This window comes from Streptomyces sp. NPDC046900 (assembly GCF_040644975.1).
Taxonomy (GTDB): domain Bacteria; phylum Actinomycetota; class Actinomycetes; order Streptomycetales; family Streptomycetaceae; genus Streptomyces.
In genome coordinates this window covers 76,035-101,055 of the sequence record NZ_JBEYXD010000005.1, presented here as the reverse complement: position 1 = coordinate 101,055, position 25,021 = coordinate 76,035, and the positions used below count along the sequence as shown (strand labels likewise).

Sequence of the window (25,021 nt, the reverse complement as noted above, 5' to 3'; positions counted from 1 at the left end):
TTCACCCCATGACCGACATACGTCTCGTCGTGCTCGACATGGCCGGCACCACCGTCGCCGACGGCGGTCTCGTCGAGCGCGCCTTCGCCGCGGCCGCCGCCGAACTCGGCGTGCGGCCCGACTCCGCCGACCACGCCGAGAAACTGGCCTATGTACGCCCCACCATGGGCGAGTCCAAGATCTCCGTGTTCCGGCATCTGTTCGGCGACGAGAGCCTCGCCCAGCGCGGCAACGCCGCCTTCGAGAAGGCGTACGGGGAGCTGGTCGACGAAGGGCTCATCTCCGAGGTGCCCGGGGCCCGCGCCGCCGTCGAGGAACTGCGGGCCGACGGGCTGACCGTCGTCCTGACCACCGGGTTCGCCCGGGTCACCCAGGACGCGATCCTCGACGCCCTCGGCTGGCGGGATCTGGTGCCGCTCACCCTGTGCCCGGCGGACGCCGGAGGCCGCGGCCGGCCCTACCCCGACATGGTCCTCGAGGCCTTCGTGCGGACCCGGGCGGCCGAGGACGTCCGGCAGGTCGCGGTCGTGGGGGACACCTCCTACGACATGCTCAGCGGGGTGCGGGCCGGGGCGGGACTGGTGGCCGGAGTGCTCACCGGCGCCCACGACGGCACGGCGTTGCGCGCCGCCGGCGCCACGCATGTGCTCGGCTCGGTGGCCGAACTCCCGGCTCTGCTGAGTGGAGTCGACGCGGCATGACCGGTATTCGCTTCGACCGGGTGTCGGTCGCGTACGGCGGGACCACCGTCCTGGACGGTCTCGACCTCACCGCCGAACCGGGCGAGGTCATGGCGCTGCTCGGGCCCTCGGGCTCGGGCAAGACGACCGCGCTGCGGGCGGTCGCCGGGTTTGTGCGCCCGTCCTCCGGGCGGGTGTTCCTCGGCGGACGCGACGTGACCGGGCTGCCGCCGCACCGGCGTGGCATCGGGATGGTCGTCCAGCAGTACGCGCTCTTCCCGCACATGCGGGTCGAGGAGAACGTGGCGTTCGGGCTCAAGGCGCAGAAGGCGCCCCGGCGGGAGATCCCCGGCCGGGTCGCCGAGGCCCTGGAGATGACCGGCATGGGCGAGTACGCCCGCCGGTATCCGCGCGAGCTGTCCGGCGGGCAGCAGCAGCGGGTCGCGATCGCGCGGGCGCTCGCCGTACGCCCCGGCGTGCTCCTCCTCGACGAGCCGCTGTCCGCGCTGGACGCCCGGCTGCGCTCCGGGATGCTCGCGGAGCTGGCCCGGCTGCACCGGGAGCTGCCCGACGTGACGATTCTCTACGTCACGCACGACCAGGTCGAAGCGCTGACGCTGGCGGACCGGATCGCGGTCATGGACCGCGCCCGGCTGCAGGACGTCGGCACACCGCAGGAGCTGTACCGGGCGCCGCGCACCGAGTTCACGGCGTCCTTCGTCGGGAACGCGAACCTGCTGCCGGTGACCGTGGGGGCGCAGGGAGTCGCCTTCGGCGGCGTCGACCTGCAGGTGGACACGCAGGGGGCGGCCAAGGGGGCCGCGGCGACCCTGTGCGTACGACCGCACCTCGTCCGGCTCGGGCCGGGACCCAACCGGCTGGCCGGAGTCCTCGGCGAGATCCAGTGGCGCGGCGCCACCCACCGCCTGTACGTGGACGTGGCGGGCCACCGGGTCATGGCCGATGTGGGGGAGCTGCGGCGCCCGCCCGCGCCGGGGGAGACGGTCGAGGTGCACTTCGCGCCCGAGGACGGCGTGCTGCTGGCCGCTGGGGTGAGCCGTGACTAGGCGTCTGGCCTGGGCTCTTCCTCCCGCGGTCCTGCTCGCCGCCGCGTTCCTCTACCCCCTGTCCCTGGTGGTCCGGCAGTCTTTCCAGCCGGACACCGGGGGCACCTCCCTCAAGCCGTACACGGACGTCTTCGCCTCCGTGGCGTTCCGCGAGGCCCTGTGGACCACCGTCTGGCTGGCGCTCGCCGCCACCGCCTGCTGTCTGCTCCTCGGGTTCTTCCTCGCGCTCGTGATCGCCTTCGTCCCGTTCCCCGGGGCGAAGGCGATCGCCCGGTTCGTCGACGTCTTCCTGTCCTTCCCCTCCTTCCTCATCACGCTCGCCCTGCTGTTCCTCTACGGCAGCGTGGGCATGGCCAACGGGCTGTGGAGCGAGGCGACCGGCGCGGCCTCGGGGCCCTTCCAGTTCCTCACCACGCCCTGGGGTGTCCTCCTCGCCGAGGTCACCTACTTCACGCCGTTCGTGATGCGGCCCCTCCTCGCCGCGTTCTCGCAGCTCGACACCGCTCAGGTGGAGGTCGCGGCGTCGCTCGGGGCGCGGCCCGCGCGGATCGTGCGCCGGGTGATCCTGCCCGAGGCGCTGCCCGCGCTCACGGCCGGCGGAGGACTCGTCCTCGTGCTCTGCCTCAACGAGTTCGGCATCGTGCTGTTCACCGGCGCCAAGGGCGTCACCACGCTGCCCATGCTCGTCTACAGCAAGGCGATCCTGGAGTCCGACTACCCGGGCGCCTGTGTCGTCGCCGTCGTCAACGTCCTTGTCTCCGTGGGCCTCTTCGCCCTCTACCGGGTGGTGAGCCGCCGTGCTGGTGCATAGCCGCACAGGGAAGTGGGCCCTGTGGACCTGCTTCCTCGTCCTCTTCCTCCCGCTCTTCGCGCTGCCGCTGCTCGTCATCCTGGCCGCGTCGTTCGCCGGTCACTGGTCGGGGGCGCTGCCGTCCGGCTACACGGCCGCGCACTACACCGCGGCCACGCACGGGGACTCGCTCCAGGCGCTCATCACCAGCCTGGTCACCGCGGTCACCGCCAGCCTGCTCGCGCTCGCCGTCGGCACCTGGGGCGCGATCGGTGCGCACGCCCTGCCGAAGCCTCTGAAGCGGGTGATGGACGCGCTGTTCGTACTCCCGGTCGCCGTGCCCTCGGTGGTGGTCGGGCTCGCGGTCCTCGTCGCCTTCTCGCAGCCGCCCGTGCTGCTCAACGGCACCCGCTGGATCGTGATCCTCGCGCACACCGTCCTCGTCACGGCCTTCGCTTACCAGTCGGTCTCCGCGGCCGTCCTCCGCCTCGACCCCGCCTACGAGCAGGCCGCGGCATCCCTGGGGGCCCGTCCCGGCTATGTGCTGTGGCGGGTCCGGCTCCCGCTGCTGCTGCCGTCCCTCACGGCCGCGGCCGGCCTCTGCTTCGCCCTGTCCATGGGCGAGTTGAGCGCCACGATGATGCTCTATCCGCCCGACTGGGCTCCGCTTCCGGTGCAGATCTACGCCGCCACCGACCGGGGCTCGCTGTTCACCGGCTCCGCCCTCGCCGTCGTCCTCATGACGGCCACCCTCCTCGTCCTGTTCGCCGTGGCCCGGATCCGTACCCGGGCCGCCTACCGGTGACCGCTCGCTCCACCCCGGCTCTCCCGTCCACGCAAGGAGTTCATCTCGTCATGCCCAGAAACCACATCAAGCCGATCGCCGCCGTCCTCGGCAGCCTCGTCCTCGCCGGTTCTCTCACCGCCTGCGGTGGCGACTCCTCCGCCGCCGACGCCAAGACCGTCACCGTCTACAGCGCGGACGGCCTCAAGGGCGAGAACAACGACGGCTGGTACGACCGCGTCTTCAAGGACTTCGAGAAGCAGACCGGAATCAAGGTCAAGTACGTCGAGGGCGGCTCGGGCGAGGTGGTGCAGCGCGCCCTGCGCGAGCGCAGCAACCCCCAGGCCGACGTGCTCGTGACCCTGCCCCCGTTCATCCAGCAGGCCGACGGCAAGGGGCTCCTGGCCAAGTACGCGCCGCAGGGCTCCGACCAGGTCTCCGGCGCCGACAAGGCGGCCGACGGCACCTGGACCTCTGTCGTCAACAACTACTTCGGGTTCGTCTACAACAAGAAGGAGCTGAAGCAGGCCCCCACCACCTGGGAGGAGCTGCTCGACGCGAAGTACAAGAACAAGCTGCAGTACTCCACCCCCGGTGTGGCCGGCGACGGAACCGCCGTGCTGGTCAAGGCGATGCACGACTTCGGCGACAAGCAGGCGGCGCTCGACTACCTGAAGAAGCTCCAGGCCAACAACGTCGGCCCGTCGGCGTCGACCGGCAAGCTCGCGCCCAAGATCGACAAGGGCGAACTGCTCGTCGCCAACGGTGACGTCCAGATGAACTACGCCCAGTCCAAGAGCATGCCGAACCTCGGCATCTGGTTCCCGGCCAAGCAGGGCGGCAAGGCGACCACCTTCGCCCTGCCGTACGCGGCCGCTCTCCTGAACAAGGCCCCGCAGAGCGAGAACGGGAAGAAGCTGCTCGACTTCATGCTCGGCCGCACTGCGCAGCAGCAGGTCAGCGAGATCGGCGGCGGCTTCAGCGCCCGTACGGACGTCAAGGCCACCGACGCCAACGCCATCGCCCTCACCAAGCTGATGGACGGCGTCGAGGTCTTCGAGCCGGACTGGAACGACATCGACAAGAACCTTCAGACGTACGTCGACGACTGGAAGTCCGCCACGAACAGCTGATCGCTACGCTGGGACTCACGCAGCACCACGTAGGGCAGGAGATGGCACATGGCAGAGCGCAAGCCGATCGAGTCGTGGCTCACCGACATGGACGGTGTGCTCATCCACGAGGGTGTTCCGATCCCCGGTGCCGATGCCTTCCTGAAAAAGCTGCGTGAGTCCGGCAAGCCGTTCCTGGTGCTCACGAACAACTCCATCTACACCCCGCGTGATCTGCACGCCCGGCTGCGCCGGATGGGTCTGGAGGTACCGGTCGAGAACATCTGGACCTCGGCGCTGGCCACCGCCCAGTTCCTGGACGACCAGCGCCCGGGCGGCTCGGCCTACGTCATCGGCGAGGCCGGGCTGACCACCGCGCTCCACGACATCGGCTACATCCTGACCGACCAGGAACCCGACTACGTCGTCCTGGGCGAGACCCGCACCTACTCCTTCGAGGCCATGACCAAGGCGGTCCGGCTGATCAAGGGCGGCGCCCGGTTCATCGGCACCAACCCCGACGAGACCGGCCCGTCCCCCGAGGGCCCGCTGCCCGCCACCGGCGCGGTCGCCGCGCTGATCACCAAGGCGAGCGGGAAGAAGCCGTACTTCGCGGGCAAACCGAACCCGTTGATGATGCGGACCGGGCTCAACACGATCGGGGCGCACTCCGAGACCAGCGCGATGATCGGCGACCGGATGGACACCGACGTACTGGCCGGCATGGAGGCCGGCATGCAGACGTTCCTGGTGCTCACCGGGCTGACCACGCCGGAGCAGATCGACAGGTTCCCGTTCCGCCCCTCCCACATCGTGAACTCCATCGCGGACCTCGTCGACCTCGCCTGACATCGCTTGCGGGTGGCGACGAGAGCCGCGTCCGAGGCCCGCTCGGCACAGGTCCCCCGGCACCCGGACGGAGTAGCCGGGGGTCCCGTCCGGATGCGCCGGAGTGCCTGAAAGGGGAATCTCCTGGTATCGGGAGGTTTCACGATGGGTTCACTACGGCTCACCCTGTGTGCTGGGGCCGCTGTCGCGACCGCTCTCGTTCCGATGGCGTACGCGGCGGACCAGCAGGGCGTCTGGATGACCCCTGCCTCCCCCGCGCCCGGCACCGACATCCAGCTGGCCGTACGGGGTTGCCCCGGTGTGACCGGCACCGCCACATCGGACGCGTTCGTCGCGGATGCGCGGCTCGTCGGTGAGGACGGCCTGCTGACCGGTGACACCCGGGTCCGCACCGCGCTGGCGCCCGGCACCTACTCCGTCACCGTCGCCTGCGACGACCAGGAGGTCAAGGGCGTGATCAGCGTCGCCGGACCGACGGCGACCGCGCCGTCCGCCCAGCCTTCCCCGAGCGGCTCCGCCTCCGCCATCCCGACGGTCCCGCCCTCCGCCCCCTCCTCGCCGACCGCCCCGGTGCACGCGGGCGGCGGCGGTACGGCGCGCGGGTCGTCCGCCGGCGCCCGGGTCGCGGGGCCCGGCGCCCTGCACGCGATCATCGGCCTCGTCCTCGCCGGCGTCGCGTGCGCCGCGGTCGTGGCCCGTAGTGCCCACCGGGGCAGAGGCGCGGAGTGAGCCATGTCGGTACATGAACGTTCCTCCGTCACCGGACGCATGCTGATGGGTGTCGCCTGGGTGGTCCTGCTGCTGGGGCTGTGGCAGTGGGGTCGTGACGTCACCGACGTACGCCAGGGGATCTTCGCCCCGATGACCGGCGACATGGCCGCAGTCGGCCGTCCCCCGCAGCCCGAACTGCCGCCTGCCGCGGAGCCGTTGCGGCGGGCGGTGCCCTTGCGTGTCGACATCCCCGACCTCGGGGTGCGGGCACCGGTCGTGCCGCGCGGGCTGGACGGGCAGGGAGCGCCGGATGCGCCGCCCTACGACCAGCCGGGCGTCGTCGCCTGGTACCAGGCCGGGGTGGCGCCCGGCGTCGCCGGGACCGCGCTGTTCGTCGGGCACCTGGACACCGACACCAAGCCGGCCGTCTTCTACGGGCTGAGCGGTCTGCGACCGGGAGCCAAGGTCCGGGTGGCCCGCGACGACGGGCAGATCGCGGAGTTCACCGTCGAGGACGTCAAGGTCCTGGCCCGCGAGGGCTTCGACGCCCGGCAGGCGTACGGGACACGCGAGCCGGGCCGGGCCGAGCTGCGGCTGGTGACCTGCGGCGGCACCTATGACCCGGTGAGCCGGACCTACTCGGCGAACGTGGTGGTGTCGGCGTACCTGACGGGCACCGGCCGGTGACATCCGCCCTCGGCGGGGCCGGTCGCCTCCGTCGACAATGCGCTCCCTCCCGCCCTCGCCGCGTCCCCCGACTCGCATGCGCCGGCGACCCTTGGCCTCCTGAGCGCTACGAGGTCCCACCGCCCGGGGCGGTTGCTGCGGTCAGTCGGGTGCGGATGCCGAGGAAGTTCTCCCTTATGGCCTTCTCCGCTCGTGCGGAATCCCCGGACCGCACGGCGCCAAGGATCTCCCGGTGCTGCCGGCAGGTGACCTTCGGGTCCTGCGGCAGGTCCACCAGATCCGTACGGACACGGTGGAACGCGTCCCAGAAGGCCTCCAGCACCTCGCCCAGCAGGGCGTTGCCCAGCCCTCGGTAGAGGGCGGAGTGAAAGGCGCGGTCGGTCTCGGCGAGGCAGGCCCCTTCTGCGGCCTGCTGCTCCATGCGGTCCACGAGCGCGCCCAGTTCGACGAGATCGCGCTCCGGCAGCCGGCCGGCCAGGCGTGAGACCAGTCCCGACTCCACCGCCTCGCGCAGTTCGAGGAGCTCCAGCAGGCTGTCCTCGCCGCGGTGGTGCCCGGCGACCGTGCGGAAGGCGAGGCCCTCGACCATCGGGGCCAGGGACATCGGGCCGACGTAGGTGCCGAAACCACGCCGGATCTCTACGATGCCCATCGCCTGGAGCCCCTTCAGGGCCTCGCGCACGGAGTTCCGGCTGGCTCCGAGCAGCGCCATCAGTTCGGACTCGGTGGGCAGCGTCGCACCCGGGGGCAGCCGGCGGTCGACGATGAGCCTCTTGATCCGCTCCTGCAGGTCGCGTGCCATGGCCAGAGGGTAGCGGGGCGCATCGAGCGGTTTGTCGGGCGCGAGAGGACACGAAAAAGCCCCCCGCTCTCGCGAGAGGCCTTCCGGTCGTGCGCCGCCAGGGACTCGAACCCCGGACCCGCTGATTAAGAGTCAGCTGCTCTAACCAACTGAGCTAGCGGCGCCTGCTGACCTGGAGAACTCTACCCGACACGACGGGGTGCTCCGGACCACGGACGGCTCATGACGGCCTCCGTCCGGCGGGTGCCCGTACCGCCGGAGGAACGGAACGCCCGCAACATTCGGGCCGTCATCCCACGATTCCGCCGTCCAGTTAGTGAAACTGACATACATGCAGAAAACAGTACAAATCCTCCAAGGTGGCGACAGTGAGGGTGAAGGACGCGGCATGCGGACTCCGGTGTTCGAGGAATTCGATCCGGCGTCCGGCTGCGACTGCCCCGGCTGTGTTCACTGGCGCCGCGCTCTCCTCCCGGCATGCCGCACCGGGCGCTCCGGCCCTGTGACGTCCCGCACGACGATCGTGCTGGCCGCCGCAGTGGCCGCGGTGCTCGGTGCGGGCCAGGCGGCACCGGCTGTGGCGACCACCCACGCGCCGCCCCGCCCGGGTGCCCCCCGTGGCGACCAGCCGCCGGACACCCCGCAGGGATACACGGCCCCGCTGAACGGCCCCGCCGGGGCGCCTGCCGCCGCCGTCGCGCCCGCGACGACCCGTGCCCAGATCATCAACCGGGCCAAGCAATGGGTCGCGGCCGGGGTGCCGTACAGCATGGACGACTACTGGTCGGACGGTTACCGGCAGGACTGCTCCGGCTTCGTCTCGATGGCCTGGAACCTCGGCACCAACGAATGGACGGGCAGCCTGGACAAGTTCGGCGTCCGCATCACCAAGGAGCAGTTGCAGCCGGGCGACATCCTCCTCTTCCACAACGTCGACGACCCCGAACGCGGGTCGCACGTGGTGATCTTCGGCGGCTGGACGGACTACACGCACACGCAGTACACGGCCTACGAGGAGACCCCACCGAAGGCCCGGAAGCAGGCCACCCCCTATGCGTACTGGTCCAATTCAGACCGTTATGTCCCCTACCGCTACAAGAACGTCACCGAGAGCAAGGCCGGCCTCGGGGACAAGGACCTGCCGCTGACCGACGACGATCCGGCCACGGTGGACGGCTACGCGGGCGCCCTGTCCGGAGCGGGCGCGGTCGCGGGGCCCGGCGCGACGGCCTGGTCCATGGCACAGAAGAAGGGCGAGGACATGCCGATGGCCGGGCTCTCCATGACCGCTGACGAACTGCGGGCCGCATCCCGGACCTTGGTGCCCGGCTTTCCCGGCCTGGGCATGTTCCGGCCGGGCGCACACAACCCGTATGTCACGCGGCTGGGTCGCCGGTTGATCAAAAAAGGGTTCGGCAGGCACTACACCGGCGGGCCCGGGCCGCACTGGGGCGAGCCGGACCGCCGCAATGTCGAAGCGTTCCAGCGGGCCCAGGGCTGGCACGGTGCCGAGGCCGACGGCTACCCCGGGCCGGATACCTGGCGGCGCCTGTTCTCCTGACCTGGCCACCGGCCCTTTCCGAACTCCCTTTCCCGGTCCGTATTCCGCGCCCCGTCACCACACTCCGGGGCCAAGGCAAGGAGGCACGAATGAGCACCACATCGCAGCACCCGGATTCCGAAGAGGCGCCGGACGAAGCGGAAGCCCGGCAGGCCCGGCTCATCCACGGCGACTCGACCACCGACATCCCCGTTCACCTGCTGTTCCGTGAGGACCCCGACGCCGCGGTGCCGGTCAACACGACGGTGGTGGGGCGGCGGCTCGGCACCGGCGAACAGCCGAAGGTCCGTCCCTCGACCCCGCCTGGCCGCAAGCCACCCGACCTCGACCCCGACCTGGTGGAGCGGCCCGCACGGGTGCTGCCGGGTGCGCTCGGCGTGCTGGTCGGTCTGGCCGGCGTGGCCGCCTGCGGGGTCATCTCGTGGTGGGTGGGCTTCGTGTCGCCGGCCGCGCTCAGCCTGCTGCAGCTTCCGGCGTCCGTCTCCGTCGGGGTGGGGCTGCCGCAACTGGCCGCTTACATCGGGGCAGGCCTGCTCTTCCTCCTCGGTTTCGGCGGGCTCATGCGGGGCCACACCGGGCGCGCCTGGGTGCTCAGTGTGTTCGGGCGCTACCGGGGCACGATCCGCCGTACCGGCCTGGTGTGGGTCAATCCGCTGGTGCTGCGCACACGGGCCGATGTGCGGGTGCGGCACTGGCGCAGCGAGCCGATGCCCGCGGTGGACGCCAACGGGGTCGCGCTGCACGTGGTCCTGATGGTGACGTGGCTGGTCCGGGACACCGCGCGCGCCATGCTCGGCATCGACGACCACGAGGCCTATCTGCGGGAGTGCGTCGAGGCGGCGCTGGCCCGTGTGCTGCCGCAGGTGCCGGCCGACGTGCCCGGCAGTACGGCCATCGTGAGCCTGCGCAACGCGGAGGCGGTCGGCGACGCGCTGACCCGGCTGGTGGCCGCGGACGCGGAACCGGTCGGCCTTGAGGTGTTCGTGGTGCAGCCGACACGGATCGAGTACGCCCCCGAGGTCGCCGCCCGGATGCAGCGCCGCCGTATCGCCGCGCTCGAGGCCCAGCACCGCGACACGGTGCTCAGCTCGGTCGTCGACTCGGTCGAGGACACGGTGGTCCGGCTGACGAGGCGGGGCCTGGTCGAACTCGACGACTACGAGCGCAAGGCGCTGGTGAAGGATCTGACGGTCGCGTTCTACACGGGGAGGACCGCGGACGGGGCGTGAAAGCCGCGCCGGATTGGTATGGACATGTTCAACTCCCGGCAATAATCTGGGACTTGGTCTAGACCTGAACGCTGCGCGCACGGCTCAAGGAACTCCCCACATCCTCCAGGAGCAGCAGCATGCGCATCCATGCGACCAGGAAGGCGAAGTGGTACGCGGCCGTGGTCGGCCTCGCCACCGCCGGCACGTTCGTACTGTCCACCGGCGGGGCCGACGCCCACGGCTACACCGACCAGCCCCTCAGCCGGCAGAAGATGTGCGCCGCGAACGGTGGCATCGTCACCGGTTGCGGCGACATCCAGTGGGAGCCGCAGAGCGTCGAGGGCCCGAAGGGCTTCCCCGCGGCCGGGCCGAACGACGGGCAGATATGTTCGGCGAACCACACCAACTTCGGGGCGCTCGACCAGCCGAGGACACCCTCGGGCGCGGCCTGGCCGACCATCCGGGTGACCGGCGGTCAGAGCTACACCTTCCGCTGGCAGTTCACCGCCTCGCACGCGACGACCGACTTCAAGTACTACGTCACCAAGCAGGGCTGGAACCAGAACCACGCCCTGACCCGGGCCGACCTGAACACCACCCCGTTCCTGACGGTCGCGTACAACGGTCAGCGTCCGCCGTCCACTCTCAGCCACAGCGGCACCCTGCCGACCGGGCTGAGCGGGCACCACGTCATCCTCGGCGTGTGGACGATCGCGGACACCGCCAACGCGTTCTACTCCTGTGCGGACGTCACGTTCTGACCGGAGTCCTGTCCCGGGTTCGTGCCGGGCGTGCCTTCTGAGCATTGCTTGAGGAGCACCGGCTCCCCGGGAGGGTACGTTCCACGCACGCCGTCATGACCATGACCGCGTGCGTGGAGTCGTACCGGACTCGGGGGAGAAGCGATGGATTTTCTGTTCTATGTGGTGCCGGGCCTGATCATGGCCATGGCGCTGGTCGCGGCGGCCGGGGTGATCCGCCGCTCGCTGCGGTTGCGGAGCAACTGGAACAGCGGCCTGACCGCCGAGGCGCGCTGTCTGCGGACGTACACGACCACACGTCGCAATGAGGACTCCGTGACGACGACACTGCACCACGTGTACGAGTTCACCACCCGCGAAGGCCGTACCGTCCGTTTCGAGGAGGCGGGCGGACCGGGGACGACGGTCGAGGGTGACATCGTCCCCGTCCACTACACGGCGGCCCACCCGGAACACGCCACCGCCCACCCGCCGGCCCGGGCCAAGGCCCTGGCGAGCACGGTCGGCATCCTGGTCTTCCTCGGGGTGATCGTCGCGTTCTGCATCGGCTTCATGGTGACCTACACAGAGGTCTTCGCCGGCGACACCCCGTTCGCGGGGATGCCGTAGCGGAGGCGCACGCACCCAGGCGGTTCGCCGTGGCGCGCGGCGGGGGGGGGTGTGGGTGGCGAAGCCACCACCACGCGCGGCGCAGCCGGGCAAAACAACGATGGCGAGCCAGGTTCGCGCTGTCCGCGCACTCGTCCCGCGCAGGCACCGTGCGCTCACCGCAGCAGGGCCCGGAGGGGGGTGTGGGTGGCGAAGCCCCCACCATGTGCGGCGCAGCAGCGCAAAAACAACGATGGCGGGCCAGGTTCGCGCCTTCCGCGAACACGACTCGCCATCGCCATCGTGCGCCGCCAGGGACTCGAACCCCGGACCCGCTGATTAAGAGTCAGCTGCTCTAACCAACTGAGCTAGCGGCGCAGACTCCGTCGCACTCCGCTCTCGCGTCGGCGACAAAAGAAATACTACCTGGTCTGCGGGGGTGCTTCTGACCACCCTCAGATGGCCAGCGAGAGAAGCACCGGGGCCGCTCCCTTGTTCAGCCGGTCCGCCGCCTGCCGCAGCCGGTGCACGTGCTCGACCGGCAGGGACAGCGCCAGGCAGCCGACCGAGGAGCCCGCGGTGATCGGGACGGCCGCGCAGACCGTGCCCACCGCGTACTCCTGAAGATCGAGGACCGGGACCGTCGGCGGATGGGCGTCCAGGCGGGACAGCAGGAGCTTCTCGCTGGTGATCGTGCGCGAGGTGAGCCGGGCCATCTTGTGCCGGGCGAGGTGGTCCCGGCGCCCGTTCAGGTCGAGCTGACCCAGCAGGCTCTTGCCGACCGCGCTCGCGTGGGCCGAGGAGCGGAAGTCCACCCACTCGTGCACCGCGGGTCTCGCCGGGCTTTCGGCGCACTGGGTGACCTGGATCTCACCGTCGATATAGCGGCTGATGTAGACGGCGGCGCCGACCGAGTCGCGCAGCCGGCCGAGGGTGTGCTGGAGAGTCTCGCGCAGCGCCTGGTCGCGGCCGTGGGCGGAGCCCAGGCGGCTGAGCGCGGCGCCGGTGACGTAGGCGCCGTCGGCGGTCTGATCGACGTATCCCTCCCGGCGCAGCATCCGCAGCAGCGCGGTGAGCCGCTGGGTGCCGAGGCCGCACTGGCGGGCGAGGTCGGAGTCGGTGACGCCGGTCGGGCGCCGCGCCACCGTCTCCAGGACGCGCAGCGCGTCCTGGGCCGAGTGGTACGGGGCGGTCGGCTCATGGGTCAGCGCCACGATCTCCCCCTGCGCTTTTTGGGCCGTTCTCGGGACAGCTTGGCTGCCTCCACGATAAGGCTCAAGGGTCGGCCGGGGAGCGGGTGTTCGCCAACTTCGTGGCGTGATCGGCCCTCTCAGCAGGGCCGCGCCACCTTGGCATATGCCAGGGTCATGAACCGACCGCCGTGACCGGGGCCGGACCGCTGCCTTCACTCCTCGCGTTCACAGCACTGCGCTGAGGAACTCCCGCGTCCGCTCCTGTTCGGGCTCACTGAAGATCTTCTCCGGGGCGCCGGCCTCGATGACCCGGCCCGAGTCGAACATCAGGACCCGGTCGGAGATGTCCCGGGCGAAGTTCATCTCGTGGGTCACACAGAGCATGGTGATGTCCGTGCTGCGGGCGATGTCACGGAGGACGTCAAGGACCCCGGCGACCAGCTCCGGGTCGAGCGCGGACGTCACCTCGTCGAGCAGCAGCACCTGCGGGCGCATCGCCAGGGCCCGGGCGATCGCGACCCGCTGCTGCTGGCCGCCGGAGAGCTGGCTCGGGAACTTGTCCAGGTGGTCACTGAGCCCGACCAGGTCGAGCAGCTCCCGGGCCCGCTGCTCCGCCTCCTCCTTGGACATGCCGAGGACGGTCACCGGCGCCTCGGTGATGTTCCGCAGCACCTTCATGTTCGGGAACAGGTTGAACTGCTGGAACACCATTCCGATGTTCTTGCGGATCTCCCGGACCTGCTTCTCGCCGGCCGGGAACAGCCGCTGCCCGGCGACCGTGATCGTGCCCTTGTCGGGCTTGGTCAGGGTCATCAGCAGCCGCAGGATCGTGGTCTTTCCGGAGCCCGAGGGGCCGATCAGCGTGACGTGCTTGCCCGCGTCGACCGAGAAGTCGAGCTCGTCGAGGACCGTGTGGTCCCCGAAGCACTTGGTGACCTTCTCGAAGCGGATCAGCTCGCCGGTGGCCGCCGGCGAGCCCGTGTGGGCGTCGGGTTGCTTCATCAGGGGGGTGTCAGCGGACAAGGCGTCGCTCCAGGGCTCGCAGGAGGAGGGAGGCGGGGTAGGAGATGAGGACGAAGGCCACACCGATGACGGTGAGCGGCTCGGTGAACTGGAAGTGCTGCTGCGAGAAGAGCCGCGCCTCACCGAGCATGTCGAGGACGGTGATCGCCATCAGCAGCGGTGTGTCCTTGAGCATCGAGATCACGTAGTTCCCGAGCGCCGGTACGACCCTTCGGATCGCCTGCGGCAGGATCACCACAGTCCAGGTGTGCCGCATGGACAGACTCAGCGCGGTCGCCGCCTCCCACTGGCCGGCCGGGACGGCCTCGATACCGGCCCGGTAGACCTGCATCGTGTACGTCGAGTAGTGCAGGCCGATCGCGATGACACCGGTGGTCAGCGCGGAGAAGGTGAGACCCCATTCGGGCAGCACATAGAACAGGAAGAACAGCTGCACCAGCAGCGGGGTGTCGCGGATGAACTCGGTGACGATCCCCACGGGCCAGCGCACCCACCGGCTCGGTGTGCGCATCAGCAGCGCCCATACGAGGCCCAGGGCGAACGAGATCAGCGAGCCGAGGGCCAGCGCCTGGAGGGTGACGAGCAGGCCGTCCCAGAAATGCGGCATGAAGTCGCGGACGGCACCCCAGTCCCACTTCACGAGACACCACCTCCGACGGGCTCAGGGATGGACACCCGGGGCTGCGGCACCTTTCCGGCCCCGGCCTTGAGGCGGCGTTCGAGCCTGCGCATCAGCCGGGTGAGCAGGAAGGCGATCACGAAGTAGATGAGCAGGATGTAGGTGTAGATCTGCGCACTCTCCTGCAGTGCGAGCCGCACCAGGTTGCCGCTGAACGCCAGGTCACCCATGCCCATGACGGAGACCAGCGCGGTGCCCTTGAGCAGCTCGACCAGCAGGTTGGAGAACGGCGGGATCATCTCCGGCACGGCCTGCGGAAGCAGGATCTTGCGCAGCCGCTGCCAGGGCGTGAAGCTCAGTGCGATCCCGCCTTCGCGCTGCGCCGGGTCGACGGAGTTGAGGGCGCCGCGCACGATCTCGGCGCCGTACGCCCCGTAGGTCAGTCCGAGGGCGAGCGTGCCCGCCCACAGCGGCACCAGCTGCCAGCCGAAGGCGAGCGGCAGCACGAAGAACACCCAGAAGATCATGATCAGGGCGGATGTGCCGCGGAACACCTCGGTGTAGAAACCGGCGAGGAAGCGGACGATCCACCGACGATGGGTGCGTGCGATACCGACGGCGAAGGAGACGCCCGTCGCGAGCAGCGCGCTGAGCACGAGCAGCTGGACGGTGGTCCATACGCCCCTGAGTACGAGTTCCCAGAGTCCCGATGTCATCCGCGGCACAGCTCCTTCGCGGTCATGTCGGTCATCTCGGCCTTGGTGAAACCGAACGGGCGCAGGATGCGGAAGAGCTCGCCGCTCGCCTTCATCTTCTTCAGCTCGACGTTGAAGGCGTCCCGCAGGCCCGTCTCGGTGGGCCGGAAGGCGAAGCCGCCGCCGTCGATGTGCGGCTTGCCCTTGACGAGAGGCGCGAAGGGCTTGGTGGCCTCCGCCTTGCGGGACTTCTTGACGACCTCACGGGTGGTGAGCGCGGTGCCGGCGAAGACATCGGCACGCCCGGCCTCCACCGCGTTCAGCCCGGCGACCTGGTCGGGGACGATCAGGATGTCGCTTTCCTTGTAGCCGGCCTCGACGGCGTACTGGATCTCGGCGTACCCGGTGCCGGTGGCGAATTTCGCCTTCTTCGCGACGACGTCCTGGTAGGAGTGCAGACCCTTCGGGTTCCCCTTGCTCACGATGAAGGAGTCGAGCATCTGGTAGTCGGGGTCGGCGAAGATGACCTGCTGACAGCGGTCCGCATTGATGTACATCCCGGCCGAGACCACATCGAACTGCTGTGAGTTCAGTCCGGGTATCAGCGAGCCGAACTCGGTCGGCACGGGCTGAACGCGGTCGACGCCGAGGCGTTTGAAGATGACCTTGGCCAGCTCCGGGGCCTCGCCGGTGAGGTCGCCGTTCTTGTCGATGTAGCCGAAGGGGATCTCACCCGCGATGCCGAGGCGAACGACGCCCTGGGCCTTGAGCCGGCTGAGCAGATCACCGCCGGGCGTGGTCGACGCCGCGGCCACGCGGCTGCAGCCGGCGGCGCCCAGCGCACCGAGCGCGGCGACGCCGGCCAGCAGCGACCGTCTGGTGGTTCCGGTTTTCCCTGGGTCATTCGTCCGTGGTGGAGCCATGGACGCGCCGCTACCCGAGACCGAGCGTTGTATTCAGGCCCCTTTCGGCCACGCGCTTCGCCGGGCTGCCCCGCCCGGACGGCGTCGTTCCGCTCCATCGCCGCACTGACCTGCCACGATGCGGGCCGGGAGGACCCTCAGTGGCCGGGCACGTATCCACGGTTCTTGTCGACCACATTCACAAGTGGTTCGCCTGCCGCCCAGCGCTCGTACAGCGCGACGAACTGCGCGCCGAGCTCATCGCGCCAGCCGGCCGTGTCGCCGCTCATGTGGGGGGACACGAGCAGGCCCGGAACGCGCCACAACGGGCTGTCGGAGGCGAGTGGTTCGTGCCGGAAGACATCGAGGGCCGCGCCCGCGATCCACCGTTTCGTCAACGCCTCGGCTAGTGCGTCCTCGTCCACGAGCTGCCCGCGCCCGACGTTGATGAAGCGCGCGGAGGGCTGCATGACACCGAAGCGCCGGGCGTCGAACATGCCGTACGTCTGCTGCGTCAGTGGCGCCGCCGCGATCACCCAGTCGGCGCGGGTCAGCAGCCGGTCGAGGTCGGCCGGGCCGTGGATGCCGGTGCGCGGGACGCGGCCCACGACCGCCGTCGTGACGTCGAGCGCCTTGAGCGTACGGGCGATCGTCCGCCCGATCGGCCCGGAGCCGACCACGCACGCGCGGGTGCCCGCGAGCCGCGTCGTCTCGCGGTGCCGCCACTCCCGCTCCCGTTGCAGCTCCCAGGTCCGCGGCAGGTCCTTGGCCAGCGCGAGGACGAGCGCGGCCACGTACTCGGCGACCGGCTGGTCGAAGACGCCGCGCGCGTTCGTCACCACCGTGTCGGACGCGACGAGTTCGGGGCACATCAGGTGGTCCACGCCCGCGCTGGCCGTGTGCACCCAGCGTGGCCTGCGGCCCGTACCGGGCCAGGCGTCGCGCACCGCCCGCGAGCTGAAGTCCCAGACGAGCAGCACGTCCGCGTGCGGCAGCCGTTCGGCGAGCGTCGAGGCGTCCGCGTGCTCGATCCGCACCCGGCCGGTCAGCCGGCCGAGGCGGGGCAGCGGCTCGGCGTCCAGGACGAGCAGGGTCGGGCGGCCGGGCGGGGGAGCGGTCATGCGGCACCCGTGTCCTCGATCGGCACCGGCCGACGGTGCCGACCGGGTGTCTGACATGCGCGGATGGACCACCGTCGCACCGGAAACCGGCGCCGTCAACACGCACGCCGCGCCCCGCACGCCGTCGCTTCGGCGTTAGCCGCCCGCTCCTGAGGGAAGGTGCCGTAACACGTCGCGGCCGATGTCCTCTCGGCCAACCAGGTGAGGATGCGGGCGGGGTTCGGCGTCATCTGGGTACCCGGGTGACGGGACCCCGTCAGGCTCTTCTGGGAGCCGGCTGTCACGCCCTCGAGGGCAGTGGCGGAGAGAGAGCGCACCACGGACCCGCACCGCCGGAAGAACAGGAAGGTTCGGCATGACCGCACTTGGATTCCTCTACCCGGGTCACTCCGCGGAGGACGACTATCCACGCATCGAGCAGCTGCTGGCCAGCGACATCCGGGTGGACCTCGTGCACACCGACGCCGGTCAGGGCGCGCTGCGGCTGGACGGGCTGCGGGAGATCGGCTCGCCGGAGCGGCTCGCGTCGGGCGTGGAGGAACTGCGCCTCGCGGGCGCCGAGGCGGTGGTCTGGGCGTCCACCAGCGGAAGCTTCGTGCACGGCTGGGAGGGAGCCCACGAGCAGGTGCGCGCCCTCGCCCGCACGGCCGGGATGCCTGCCTCCTCCACCTCGTTCGCCTTCGTGCACGCCGTGCGGGAGCTCGACGCGCGGCGCGTGGCCGTCGCGGCGACCTACCCGGACGATGTGGCGGACCTGTTCGCCGGGTTCCTGCGGGCGGCCGGTGTGGAGGTGGTCTCGGTCCGATCCGCGGGCGGCGCCACGGCGACGGAGACGGCCGGCTGGGGCGCGAAGGAGGTACTGGCGCTCGCCCAGGAGGGTGATCACGCAGGTGCCGACGCGGTTCTGCTCCCCGACACAGGGCTGCACACGGCGGCGCATCTGACGCTCCTGGAGAAGGAACTGGCCAAGCCGGTCCTCACGGCGAACCAGGTCACGGTGTGGGAGGCCCTGCGCCTGGTGGACCGCCGTGTGAACGCCCCCCGTCTCGGGGCGCTGTTCACCAGGGAGCCGATCGTTCAGGTGTGACGCCCCGGCCCCGGGCGGTGACCGGGAATAACCAGGGATTGCCCCCTGTTGTGGCGCCTGAGTCGCGACCCAGACGCAGGAGGCAGTTCGGTGGAGGAGATCCGAGGTTCGGCGCAGGGCACGGCGCCCGTCCCCCTGTCCGTACTCGACCTGGTCACGGTCGGTGCGGGGAGTACCGCCACCGACGCGCTCCGTACCAGCGTCGAGCTCTCCCGGCTCGCGGAGTCCCGGGGATTCCACCGGTACTGGATCGCCGAGCACCACTCCATGCCGGGCGTGGCCTCCTCCTCTCCCGCCGTGATCCTCGCCCACCTCGCCGCGCACACGGACCGCATCCGGCTCGGCTCGGGCGGGGTGATGCTGCCCAACCACGCCCCGCTGGTCATCGCGGAGCAGTTCGGCACGCTTGAGGCGATGGCACCCGGCCGCGTCGACCTGGGTCTGGGACGCGCCCCCGGCACGGACGGCGCCACCGCCGCCGCGCTGCGCCGCACCGACCGGCTGAACGAGGGAGCCGACGACTTCCCCCAGCAGTTGGTCGAGCTGACGCGCTTCCTCGACGACGACTTCCCGGACGGCCATCCGTACGCCCGTATCCACGCGGTGCCAGGCCCCGTCCAGGCCACCTCCCCCGGCGGCGTCCAGTCCCCGCACCGGCCGCCGATCTGGCTGCTGGGCTCCTCCGGCTTCAGCGCCCGGCTGGCCGGCATGCTCGGCCTGCCCTTCGCCTTCGCGCACCACTTCTCGGCGCAGAACACCATCCCGGCGCTCGACCTGTACCGCGAGTCCTTCCGCCCGTCCGAGGTCCTCGATACGCCGTACGCCCTCATCGGCGTCGCCGCCCTCGCCACCGACGACGAGAAGGAGGCCCGCCGCCAGGTGAGGGCCGCCGCCCTGAACATGCTCCGGCTGCGCATGGGCCGCCCCGGGCTCGTGCCCACCCCGCAGGAGGCGGAGGCGTACGAATTCGGGCCGCTGGAGCAGGAGTTCTTCGAGAGCTGGAGCGCGAACGTCATCCATGGCACTCCGGACGAGGTCCGCTCCGGCCTGGACGGTCTGCAGAAGCGCACCGGCGCCGACGAGTTGATGATCACGTCGAACGCCCACGGCGGGGACGTACGGGTGCGCTCCTACGAACTGATCGCCGACGCCTACGGGTTGCCGACCGCCTGAGCGCGGGCGGAGGGCCGGACTCCGGGGCCCGGGCCGCGCACGGTCGGTCCGCGGCGCAGGAAGCCGAACGGGCCGGGAACCGCGGGTCGGCGCCTTCCCCGTCTGCCGGTCACGAAGGGCGGCAGGCCTCCTCGACCAGCTCGGAGATGCGGTCGGGCGGCACAGGCCGTGAGTACAGCCACCCCTGACCGGTGTCGCAGCCGATCCGGCGCAACCGGGTGGCCTGCGCGGACGTCTCCACGCACTCGGCGGTGACCGTCAGGCCCAGCCGGTGCGCGAGCTGGATCATGGCCTCGACGATGACCTCGTCGGCGGGGTTCGGACGGTCGCCCGTGCCCTCGTACTGGAAACCCCGGACGAACGAGCCGTCCAGTTTCAGCACCGACACCGGCAGCCTGCTGAGGTAGGCGAGGTTCGAGTAGCCGGTGCCGAAGTCGTCGATGGCGATCCGCACCCCCATGTCGCTGAGTGCCTGGAGTGCCTGGAGCGGGCGGCCCGACGAGCCCATGACGGCCGACTCGGTCAGCTCCAACTGCAGCAGGTGCGGGGCGAGTCCGGTCTCCGTGAGTGTGCCGGCCACGTCGGCCACCAGGTCGGAGTCCCACACCTGACGCACCGCCACGTTCACACTGACGAAGATCGGCGGCTCGTCCGGGCGTTCCAGCTGCCAGCGGCGCGCCTGACCGCATGCCGTCCTCAGCACCCAGCGGCCGAGCTGGACGATCGAGCCGTCCTCCTCCGCCAGTCCGATGAACCGATTCGGCGTCAGCGTGCCGAACTGGGGGTGATGCCAGCGCACCAGCGCCTCCACCCCGCGCACGCGCTCGTCGTCCATCCCCACGAGCGGCTGGTACTCCAGGGCGAACTCGCCCCGTTCGATCGCCGGACGCAGGCCGGAGGAGAGAGCCTGACGGGTCATGCGGTGGGCGTTGCGCTCGGGGTCGAAGAGGGTCCAGCGGGACTTGCCGTCGGCCTTCGCCCAGTACAGCGTCGTGTCGGCGGCCTGCATCAGACCCGTCGCCGTCGTCCCGGCCGCGTGCCGCTCCACGACGCCGATGGACGCCGACACGGACAGTCGCTGCCCGGACAGGTCGAACGGCGCCTGCAGTGCCTTCAGCACGGACCCGGCCAGTTCGGCGAGCTGGTCGGTACCTGTCGAGTCCTCGACGAGCAGTGCGAATTCGTCACCGCCCAGCCTGGCCACCAGGGGAGTGACCGCCCGCGCCTGGCCGGCCTCGTCCGCGCAGCGCGTCAGCCGCTCCGCCACGGCCGCGAGCAGCCGGTCGCCGACCCGGTGGCCGAGCGTGTCGTTGACGGCCTTGAACCCGTCGAGGTCCAGGTAGCACAGCCCGATCCGGCCGGTCCCGCTCTCCTCGTACGCCTCCGCCTCGAGCGCGGCCGACAGACGTTCGAAGAACAGTGTGCGGTTGGGCAGCCGGGTCACCGGGTCGTGCATCTGCAAGTGCCTGAGCTGCGCCTGGAGTTCGCGGCGGGCGTTGATGTCGGTGACCGAGAGCAGGACGGCCTGCTCCGTCTGGGGCAGCGGGGTGACGGTCACCTGGACCCAGAGCGAGTGCCCGTCGGGATGTTTGAGCCGGCGCGTGCAGCGCAGCCGGGCCTGGCGCCCGCGCAGCACCTCGCGGAAGGCGTGCCAGGTTCGGGCGTCCGAGGACAGGTCCACCAGATCGGCGGCGACCTTCCCGAGCAGCCCCTTGGCGGCGGTGCCCAGCAGCGATCCCATCCCCTCGTTGGCGGTGACGACCAGCCCCTCCCGGTCGACGACCGCCATGGCGAGCGGCGCGGCGGCGAAGGCGGCGAACAGGGGATCCGCGGCACGGGGCGACGGCGACGGGTCGGTGGCCGACGGGACCGGATGCACGTCGGCGAGGAGCGGTGGCTGGGACGTACCGGATGACATGGTCCCGTGACTGTCTGTGACGACCGGGCCGACGAGGTCTGCCGCGGGCGCCGGCCCTTCGGACGTTCCGCTCACCGCTCGCTCCCGCAGTGCACTCGTTCTTCGTACGGATCTCGTGGGTCTCGTCGGGGTCGACGGCCGCATGGCGAGCGACCGTACGAGCCGTGTCCGTGCAGGAAAGTGTGCCGATCATAGAGGCTGCCCCGAGGGCCTTCCAGCCGCTGTCCAGCGTCCCGGGGCGAGCACACGTCCTGACAGATCGTTTCTGCCCGCACCGGGCCCCGCTCTATCAGGCAGCCCTCGATTGTGACGTTGCGTGAGTACTGGAGGCGCCGGACCGTCTCGGCCGCCCCCTCGAAAATCGTGCGCCGTCCTGCGCTCCCGCCCTGCACCGCCCCTCCCCGGTACTCGCGGTTCCCATCTGGCCTTTCCCCCGTCTGACGGTGTCTCACCCTCCTGGGGCAGGCAAACAGGACATAGTCATACAAGTGCGACAAAGCTGGGTGCTGAGTTCCCGGATCCGCTCCCAGGAGGTCGACGTGCCATGCCCGCTGCCCCTCGTGGGGCCAATCCGGGACGCCCTGCAGAAGTCCGCCCGGTTCGGGGCGCCTGTCCTGCGCAGTGTCGCGTCCGTGGCAGCGGTGATGGTGGCGCTGGTGGCGACCTCGCTCATCACGGGGCCCGCGCTCGCCGACCCGACGGCGGCACCCTGTGAGCTCACGCGCAGCCAGGCACACCACTCGGAAGGCCTCGACACCTGGAACGCCGCGTATGCGCGTCCTGTCCGCCCGTTGGACGCGGTCATGATCTTCCTGTCCTTCCCGGACGCGAAGCCGGTGACCAAGCCGGCCCAGTTGACCGCGGACTACTTCCCGGCCACCAGCCGCTTCTTCGAGCGTGCCTCCTACGGCCGGTTCACGGTCCGTCCGCATCCGCTGAACCGCTGGATCCGGATGCCCCACCCGTCGGCCTGGTACGCCATGAAACGCGACTGGGACCCCGGGCACCGGGCCGCGTATCTGCGTGACGCCATCGCCGTGTCGGACAAGTACGTCGACTTCTCGCGCTTCCCCGTCGTGTACCTCGTGGCCGATCCGGACGCACCAGGAGTCGACTCGGACGCCACGAAGGTGGTCAACCTCGACTCACCGCTGCACGCCGACGGCACGGACATCCAGCGGGTGGTCACGGTCTTCGAGAAGCACCCGCCGGACCGGCTCGTCCTCGCCCATGAGACGGGCCATGTCTTCGACCTGCCCGACCTGTACCACCGCCCGGTGGACGGCAAGGGTGACTGGGACACCTATGTCGGCGACTGGGACCTCATGGGCAGCCAGTTCGGACTCGCGCCCGACCTGTTCGCCTGGCACAAGTGGAAGCTGGGCTGGCTGGACCCGCGCCAGGTCGTGTGCGTCCGGAGCGCGGACACGCGGCTGACGCTGGAGGCCCTGGAGTCGGGGCCGACCGGGGTACCGCAGGTGCCGGTGAACGCGACCACCGTCCGCGCGGCCGGGATGACGGGCGCGGCGGGCAGCGCCGCCCAGGTGCCGGGTGCCGGTTACGAGGCGTTCGGTTCGGGGCGCGGCACCAAGCTGGCGGTCGTGCGGACGGGGCCCGACAGTGTGCTCGCCATCGAGGCGCGCGGGATGGTGGGCAACGATGTCGAGGCCTGCACGCAGGGCATCCTCCTCTACCGGGTCCGCGGTGCGACGGAGTCAGGCGGCGGCCCGATCGAGGTCGTCGACGCCCATCCGCGGACCTCGGCGTGCTGGGGCACCTCGGTCAATCCCGACCTCGCGGACGCGCCGGTGCGGGTCGGCGAGAGCTTCACGGTGCCGGGGGACGGAGTCCGGGTGGAGGTGGAGGACCGTACGCCGACCGGGGCGTGGACGGTACGGATCACGAGGAGCTGAGGAGGACACAACGGTGAGCGTGCCGGGTGCCGAGTGCCGGGAGGTTCTCAGGGTGCGTGGAGGGCGGAGGTGGCGGTCGGGGTTCACGCTTTCCGCGCACTCGTCCCGCGCAGGCAGCGGGCGGTGCCCGCCCCAGGGCCCGGACGGGGGTGTGGGTGGCGAAGCCCTCACCACGCGCGGCGCAGCCGCGCGAAAACAACGATGGCGAGCCCGGTTCGCGCTGTCCGCGAACACGACTCGCCATCGCCATCGTGCGCCGCCAGGGACTCGAACCCCGGACCCGCTGATTAAGAGTCAGCTGCTCTAACCAACTGAGCTAGCGGCGCCTGCTGACGTCGTAGACCTTAGCATCCTGGTCGGCGGGAGGAAAAATCGATATCCGTACGGCAGTGGAGGCCGACGTGCGGGCCGCGCGGACCGCTGCCCAGAGGAAGATCTCCGGGCCGGGAAGCCAGGGGTGGCGGGTGTCGGGCGCCGCCAGCCAGCGGGATTCCGGGCGGGGAGTGGCGGGCACGGCGGGCCGGACGGCGGGCACGGTCACCGCATCACCGGGGCCGTGACAGAGCAGCGGGGGAATCGGGTGGGCACGGCCGCCCCACTCCTCCCAGTCGAGCAGTGCCGGCAGCCGACGTGCCGTGCCCGGCGCCGCGAACAGCAGCATCCGGCCCCGGTGCGCGGCCACGGGCCCGGAGCCCGGCCCCTCGTCCCAGAGCCGGTCGAGCATCCGGCGCCCGAAGATCGTGGGGGCGTTCACCACGTCGAACGCGACACCGCAGGGCAGCACCACCGGCGCGGTGGGGCGCTCGGCCCAGTGCGCGAGCGTGCTCCGGGGATACGTTCCTGCCGAGGCGAGCCAGGCGGCGCCCTCCAAGGTGACCCCGGAGACGTCGAACCGGTCGGAGAGGGGTGCGCGGAAGGGTGCGGGCAACGGCGTTCGGCTGCTCATACCGTCTTGTCTACCGGCAGTGAGCGAACCGTTTCGGCGAGTTGCGGAAAATCGGGACGGGAGGGGGCAGGGCGGAGTATTGTGCCGCACGGCATATGCCAAATGATCATTCGTGCGGCGGCCGGAACGGACCCGGCTGGACCGGGGACCCGGCCCCCGGCTCAGCCCAGGCTCTCCGGCCCGCTCGCCTCGGCGCCGCGCAGCAGGTCCCGGCCGAACTCCACCATCTTCTTCGCGTAGTCCTCGGTCCACTCCGCCTGCTCGCCGATCGCCGCGGGCGTCAGCCGGTCGAAGCGGCGCGGATCGGCCAGCTGGGCCGCGGCGATCGCCTGGTACTCGGCCGCCCGGTCCGCCGCCGCGCGAAACGCCTGGGTCAGTTCCGTGGCCCGCGCGAGCAGTGCCCGCGGGTCGTCGATCGACTCCAGGTCGAAGAAGTGTTCCGGGTCGGAGGCCGCCTCCGCGGGCTCGAAGAGCAGGGGCGCGGGGCGTAGCCGCGGCTCGTTCCGACGCGGCGTGGGCTCCGACATGTCTTCTCCTCCTCGTACGGTTCGGGTGGCGCCGTCATTTGGTTGGGCCACCATCCATTGTCTCGCGACGCCGCAAGGGCGCGGGGGGTGCGGGGACACCACCGCCACGCGCTCCCCCCGCCGCACGTCATCCGCAGTCTCAAGGCCGCCGGGTCACATGATGTTCCCGGCCGCCCGGAAGTCGTCACGAGCGTCGGCCTTCGCACTGGTCAGGACCGCCGTCCGGCCAGGCCTCCGCGAGGGGCAGGACTGCCGGCCCGGCCTGTGCCATGCCGGACGCGGCCAGGTACTCCCGGGTTAC

General features: G+C 70.8%; 25 protein-coding genes and 3 tRNA genes. 15 read left to right on the top strand and 13 right to left on the bottom strand.

What is annotated here, in order from left to right; genetic code table 11:
• Positions 1–8: 8 nt before the first annotated feature.
• The 8 genes from ABZ904_RS07300 (at position 9) to ABZ904_RS07265 (ending at position 6,680) form a co-directional block, all read left to right on the top strand.
• The gene (locus ABZ904_RS07300) at positions 9–701 is read left to right on the top strand and encodes a phosphonatase-like hydrolase (RefSeq protein ID WP_361821691.1); all 693 of its coding nucleotides are present in this window, start codon (positions 9–11) and stop codon (positions 699–701) included.
• Positions 698–1,747 carry an ABC transporter ATP-binding protein gene (locus ABZ904_RS07295; RefSeq protein ID WP_359391566.1) on the top strand — a complete coding sequence of 350 codons (1,050 nt, stop codon included), beginning with the start codon at positions 698–700 and terminating at the stop codon, positions 1,745–1,747. The genes ABZ904_RS07300 and ABZ904_RS07295 overlap by 4 nt, the downstream gene beginning before the upstream one ends.
• Positions 1,740–2,558 carry a 2-aminoethylphosphonate ABC transporter permease subunit gene (locus ABZ904_RS07290; RefSeq protein ID WP_361821688.1) on the top strand — a complete coding sequence of 273 codons (819 nt, stop codon included), beginning with the start codon at positions 1,740–1,742 and terminating at the stop codon, positions 2,556–2,558. The genes ABZ904_RS07295 and ABZ904_RS07290 overlap by 8 nt, the downstream gene beginning before the upstream one ends.
• The gene (locus ABZ904_RS07285; protein WP_360991572.1) at positions 2,545–3,342 is read left to right on the top strand and encodes an ABC transporter permease subunit; all 798 of its coding nucleotides are present in this window, start codon (positions 2,545–2,547) and stop codon (positions 3,340–3,342) included. Before ABZ904_RS07290 ends, ABZ904_RS07285 begins: the two co-directional genes overlap by 14 nt.
• 50 nt (positions 3,343–3,392) lie before the next feature.
• Entirely contained in the window at positions 3,393–4,454 is a 1,062-nt protein-coding gene (locus ABZ904_RS07280) for a 2-aminoethylphosphonate ABC transporter substrate-binding protein (RefSeq protein WP_361821685.1), read from the top strand.
• Between the two features lie 48 nt (positions 4,455–4,502).
• Entirely contained in the window at positions 4,503–5,282 is a 780-nt protein-coding gene (locus ABZ904_RS07275) for an HAD-IIA family hydrolase (RefSeq protein ID WP_359391562.1), read from the top strand.
• A 144-nt stretch (positions 5,283–5,426) separates the two neighbouring features.
• Entirely contained in the window at positions 5,427–6,011 is a 585-nt protein-coding gene (locus ABZ904_RS07270; protein ID WP_359391561.1) for a hypothetical protein, read from the top strand.
• 3 nt (positions 6,012–6,014) lie between these two features.
• The gene (locus tag ABZ904_RS07265; protein WP_360991580.1) at positions 6,015–6,680 is read left to right on the top strand and encodes a class F sortase; all 666 of its coding nucleotides are present in this window, start codon (positions 6,015–6,017) and stop codon (positions 6,678–6,680) included.
• Positions 6,681–6,786: 106 nt separating this feature from the next.
• On the opposite strand, the gene ABZ904_RS07260 is transcribed toward ABZ904_RS07265, so the two are convergent.
• Both ABZ904_RS07260 and ABZ904_RS07255 read right to left on the bottom strand, forming a co-directional pair.
• Positions 6,787–7,482, bottom strand: a complete 696-nt coding sequence (locus ABZ904_RS07260; protein WP_359391559.1) for an FCD domain-containing protein — start codon at positions 7,480–7,482, stop codon at positions 6,787–6,789.
• A gap of 90 nt (positions 7,483–7,572) precedes the next feature.
• Positions 7,573–7,646 (bottom strand) — tRNA-Lys (locus ABZ904_RS07255).
• 224 nt (positions 7,647–7,870) lie between these two features.
• Here ABZ904_RS07255 and ABZ904_RS07250 point away from each other — a divergent pair.
• The 4 genes from ABZ904_RS07250 to ABZ904_RS07235 all read left to right on the top strand — a co-directional run bounded on the left by ABZ904_RS07250 (position 7,871) and on the right by ABZ904_RS07235 (position 11,624).
• Positions 7,871–9,043, top strand: coding sequence for a peptidoglycan-binding protein (locus tag ABZ904_RS07250; RefSeq protein WP_361821680.1), 1,173 nt, complete (start codon positions 7,871–7,873; stop codon positions 9,041–9,043).
• Between the two features lie 89 nt (positions 9,044–9,132).
• Entirely contained in the window at positions 9,133–10,272 is a 1,140-nt protein-coding gene (locus tag ABZ904_RS07245) for an SPFH domain-containing protein (protein ID WP_359391557.1), read from the top strand.
• A gap of 119 nt (positions 10,273–10,391) precedes the next feature.
• Positions 10,392–11,015, top strand: coding sequence for a lytic polysaccharide monooxygenase (locus ABZ904_RS07240; protein WP_361821677.1), 624 nt, complete (start codon positions 10,392–10,394; stop codon positions 11,013–11,015).
• Between the two features lie 144 nt (positions 11,016–11,159).
• Positions 11,160–11,624 carry a DUF3592 domain-containing protein gene (locus ABZ904_RS07235; protein WP_359391555.1) on the top strand — a complete coding sequence of 155 codons (465 nt, stop codon included), beginning with the start codon at positions 11,160–11,162 and terminating at the stop codon, positions 11,622–11,624.
• A 283-nt stretch (positions 11,625–11,907) separates the two neighbouring features.
• On the opposite strand, the gene ABZ904_RS07230 is transcribed toward ABZ904_RS07235, so the two are convergent.
• The 7 genes from ABZ904_RS07230 to ABZ904_RS07200 form a co-directional block, all read right to left on the bottom strand.
• Positions 11,908–11,981 (bottom strand) — tRNA-Lys (locus ABZ904_RS07230).
• Between the two features lie 77 nt (positions 11,982–12,058).
• Positions 12,059–12,817, bottom strand: coding sequence for an IclR family transcriptional regulator C-terminal domain-containing protein (locus ABZ904_RS07225; RefSeq protein ID WP_359391554.1), 759 nt, complete (start codon positions 12,815–12,817; stop codon positions 12,059–12,061).
• 204 nt (positions 12,818–13,021) lie between these two features.
• Positions 13,022–13,798, bottom strand: a complete 777-nt coding sequence (ehuA, locus tag ABZ904_RS07220; RefSeq protein WP_359391553.1) for an ectoine/hydroxyectoine ABC transporter ATP-binding protein EhuA — start codon at positions 13,796–13,798, stop codon at positions 13,022–13,024.
• 10 nt (positions 13,799–13,808) lie between these two features.
• Entirely contained in the window at positions 13,809–14,459 is a 651-nt protein-coding gene (gene ehuD / locus ABZ904_RS07215) for an ectoine/hydroxyectoine ABC transporter permease subunit EhuD (RefSeq protein ID WP_360991597.1), read from the bottom strand.
• Positions 14,456–15,154, bottom strand: coding sequence for an ectoine/hydroxyectoine ABC transporter permease subunit EhuC (gene ehuC, locus ABZ904_RS07210; RefSeq protein ID WP_359391551.1), 699 nt, complete (start codon positions 15,152–15,154; stop codon positions 14,456–14,458). Before ehuC ends, ehuD begins: the two co-directional genes overlap by 4 nt.
• Complete coding sequence (gene ehuB, locus ABZ904_RS07205) at positions 15,151–16,056, bottom strand: ectoine/hydroxyectoine ABC transporter substrate-binding protein EhuB (RefSeq protein WP_359391550.1); 906 nt, start codon at positions 16,054–16,056, stop codon at positions 15,151–15,153. Before ehuB ends, ehuC begins: the two co-directional genes overlap by 4 nt.
• Before the next feature lie 137 nt (positions 16,057–16,193).
• Positions 16,194–17,156 carry a D-2-hydroxyacid dehydrogenase gene (locus ABZ904_RS07200; RefSeq protein WP_359391549.1) on the bottom strand — a complete coding sequence of 321 codons (963 nt, stop codon included), beginning with the start codon at positions 17,154–17,156 and terminating at the stop codon, positions 16,194–16,196.
• Between the two features lie 355 nt (positions 17,157–17,511).
• On the opposite strand from ABZ904_RS07200, the gene ABZ904_RS07195 reads away from it, so the two are divergent.
• Together ABZ904_RS07195 and ABZ904_RS07190 are read left to right on the top strand one after the other, a co-directional pair.
• Positions 17,512–18,243, top strand: a complete 732-nt coding sequence (locus ABZ904_RS07195; RefSeq protein WP_361821670.1) for a decarboxylase — start codon at positions 17,512–17,514, stop codon at positions 18,241–18,243.
• Between the two features lie 90 nt (positions 18,244–18,333).
• Positions 18,334–19,416, top strand: a complete 1,083-nt coding sequence (locus ABZ904_RS07190; protein WP_360991605.1) for an LLM class flavin-dependent oxidoreductase — start codon at positions 18,334–18,336, stop codon at positions 19,414–19,416.
• A gap of 109 nt (positions 19,417–19,525) precedes the next feature.
• Here ABZ904_RS07190 and ABZ904_RS07185 read toward each other — a convergent pair whose 3' ends face one another.
• Entirely contained in the window at positions 19,526–21,409 is a 1,884-nt protein-coding gene (locus ABZ904_RS07185; protein ID WP_361821667.1) for a bifunctional diguanylate cyclase/phosphodiesterase, read from the bottom strand.
• Positions 21,410–21,873: 464 nt separating this feature from the next.
• On the opposite strand from ABZ904_RS07185, the gene ABZ904_RS07180 reads away from it, so the two are divergent.
• Complete coding sequence (locus ABZ904_RS07180) at positions 21,874–23,247, top strand: M6 family metalloprotease domain-containing protein (RefSeq protein WP_359391624.1); 1,374 nt, start codon at positions 21,874–21,876, stop codon at positions 23,245–23,247.
• Between the two features lie 252 nt (positions 23,248–23,499).
• Here the strand turns inward: ABZ904_RS07180 and ABZ904_RS07175 are convergent.
• From ABZ904_RS07175 to ABZ904_RS07165, 3 genes are all read right to left on the bottom strand, one after another.
• Positions 23,500–23,573 (bottom strand) — tRNA-Lys (locus ABZ904_RS07175).
• Positions 23,564–24,193 (bottom strand): bifunctional DNA primase/polymerase, encoded by a 630-nt coding sequence (locus tag ABZ904_RS07170; protein WP_361821664.1) that lies wholly within the window; start codon positions 24,191–24,193, stop codon positions 23,564–23,566. The genes ABZ904_RS07175 and ABZ904_RS07170 overlap by 10 nt, the downstream gene beginning before the upstream one ends.
• A 161-nt stretch (positions 24,194–24,354) precedes the next feature.
• Positions 24,355–24,720: a hypothetical protein gene (locus ABZ904_RS07165; protein WP_359391544.1), complete on the bottom strand. Its 366-nt coding sequence runs from the start codon at positions 24,718–24,720 to the stop codon at positions 24,355–24,357.
• Positions 24,721–25,021 lie beyond the last annotated feature (301 nt).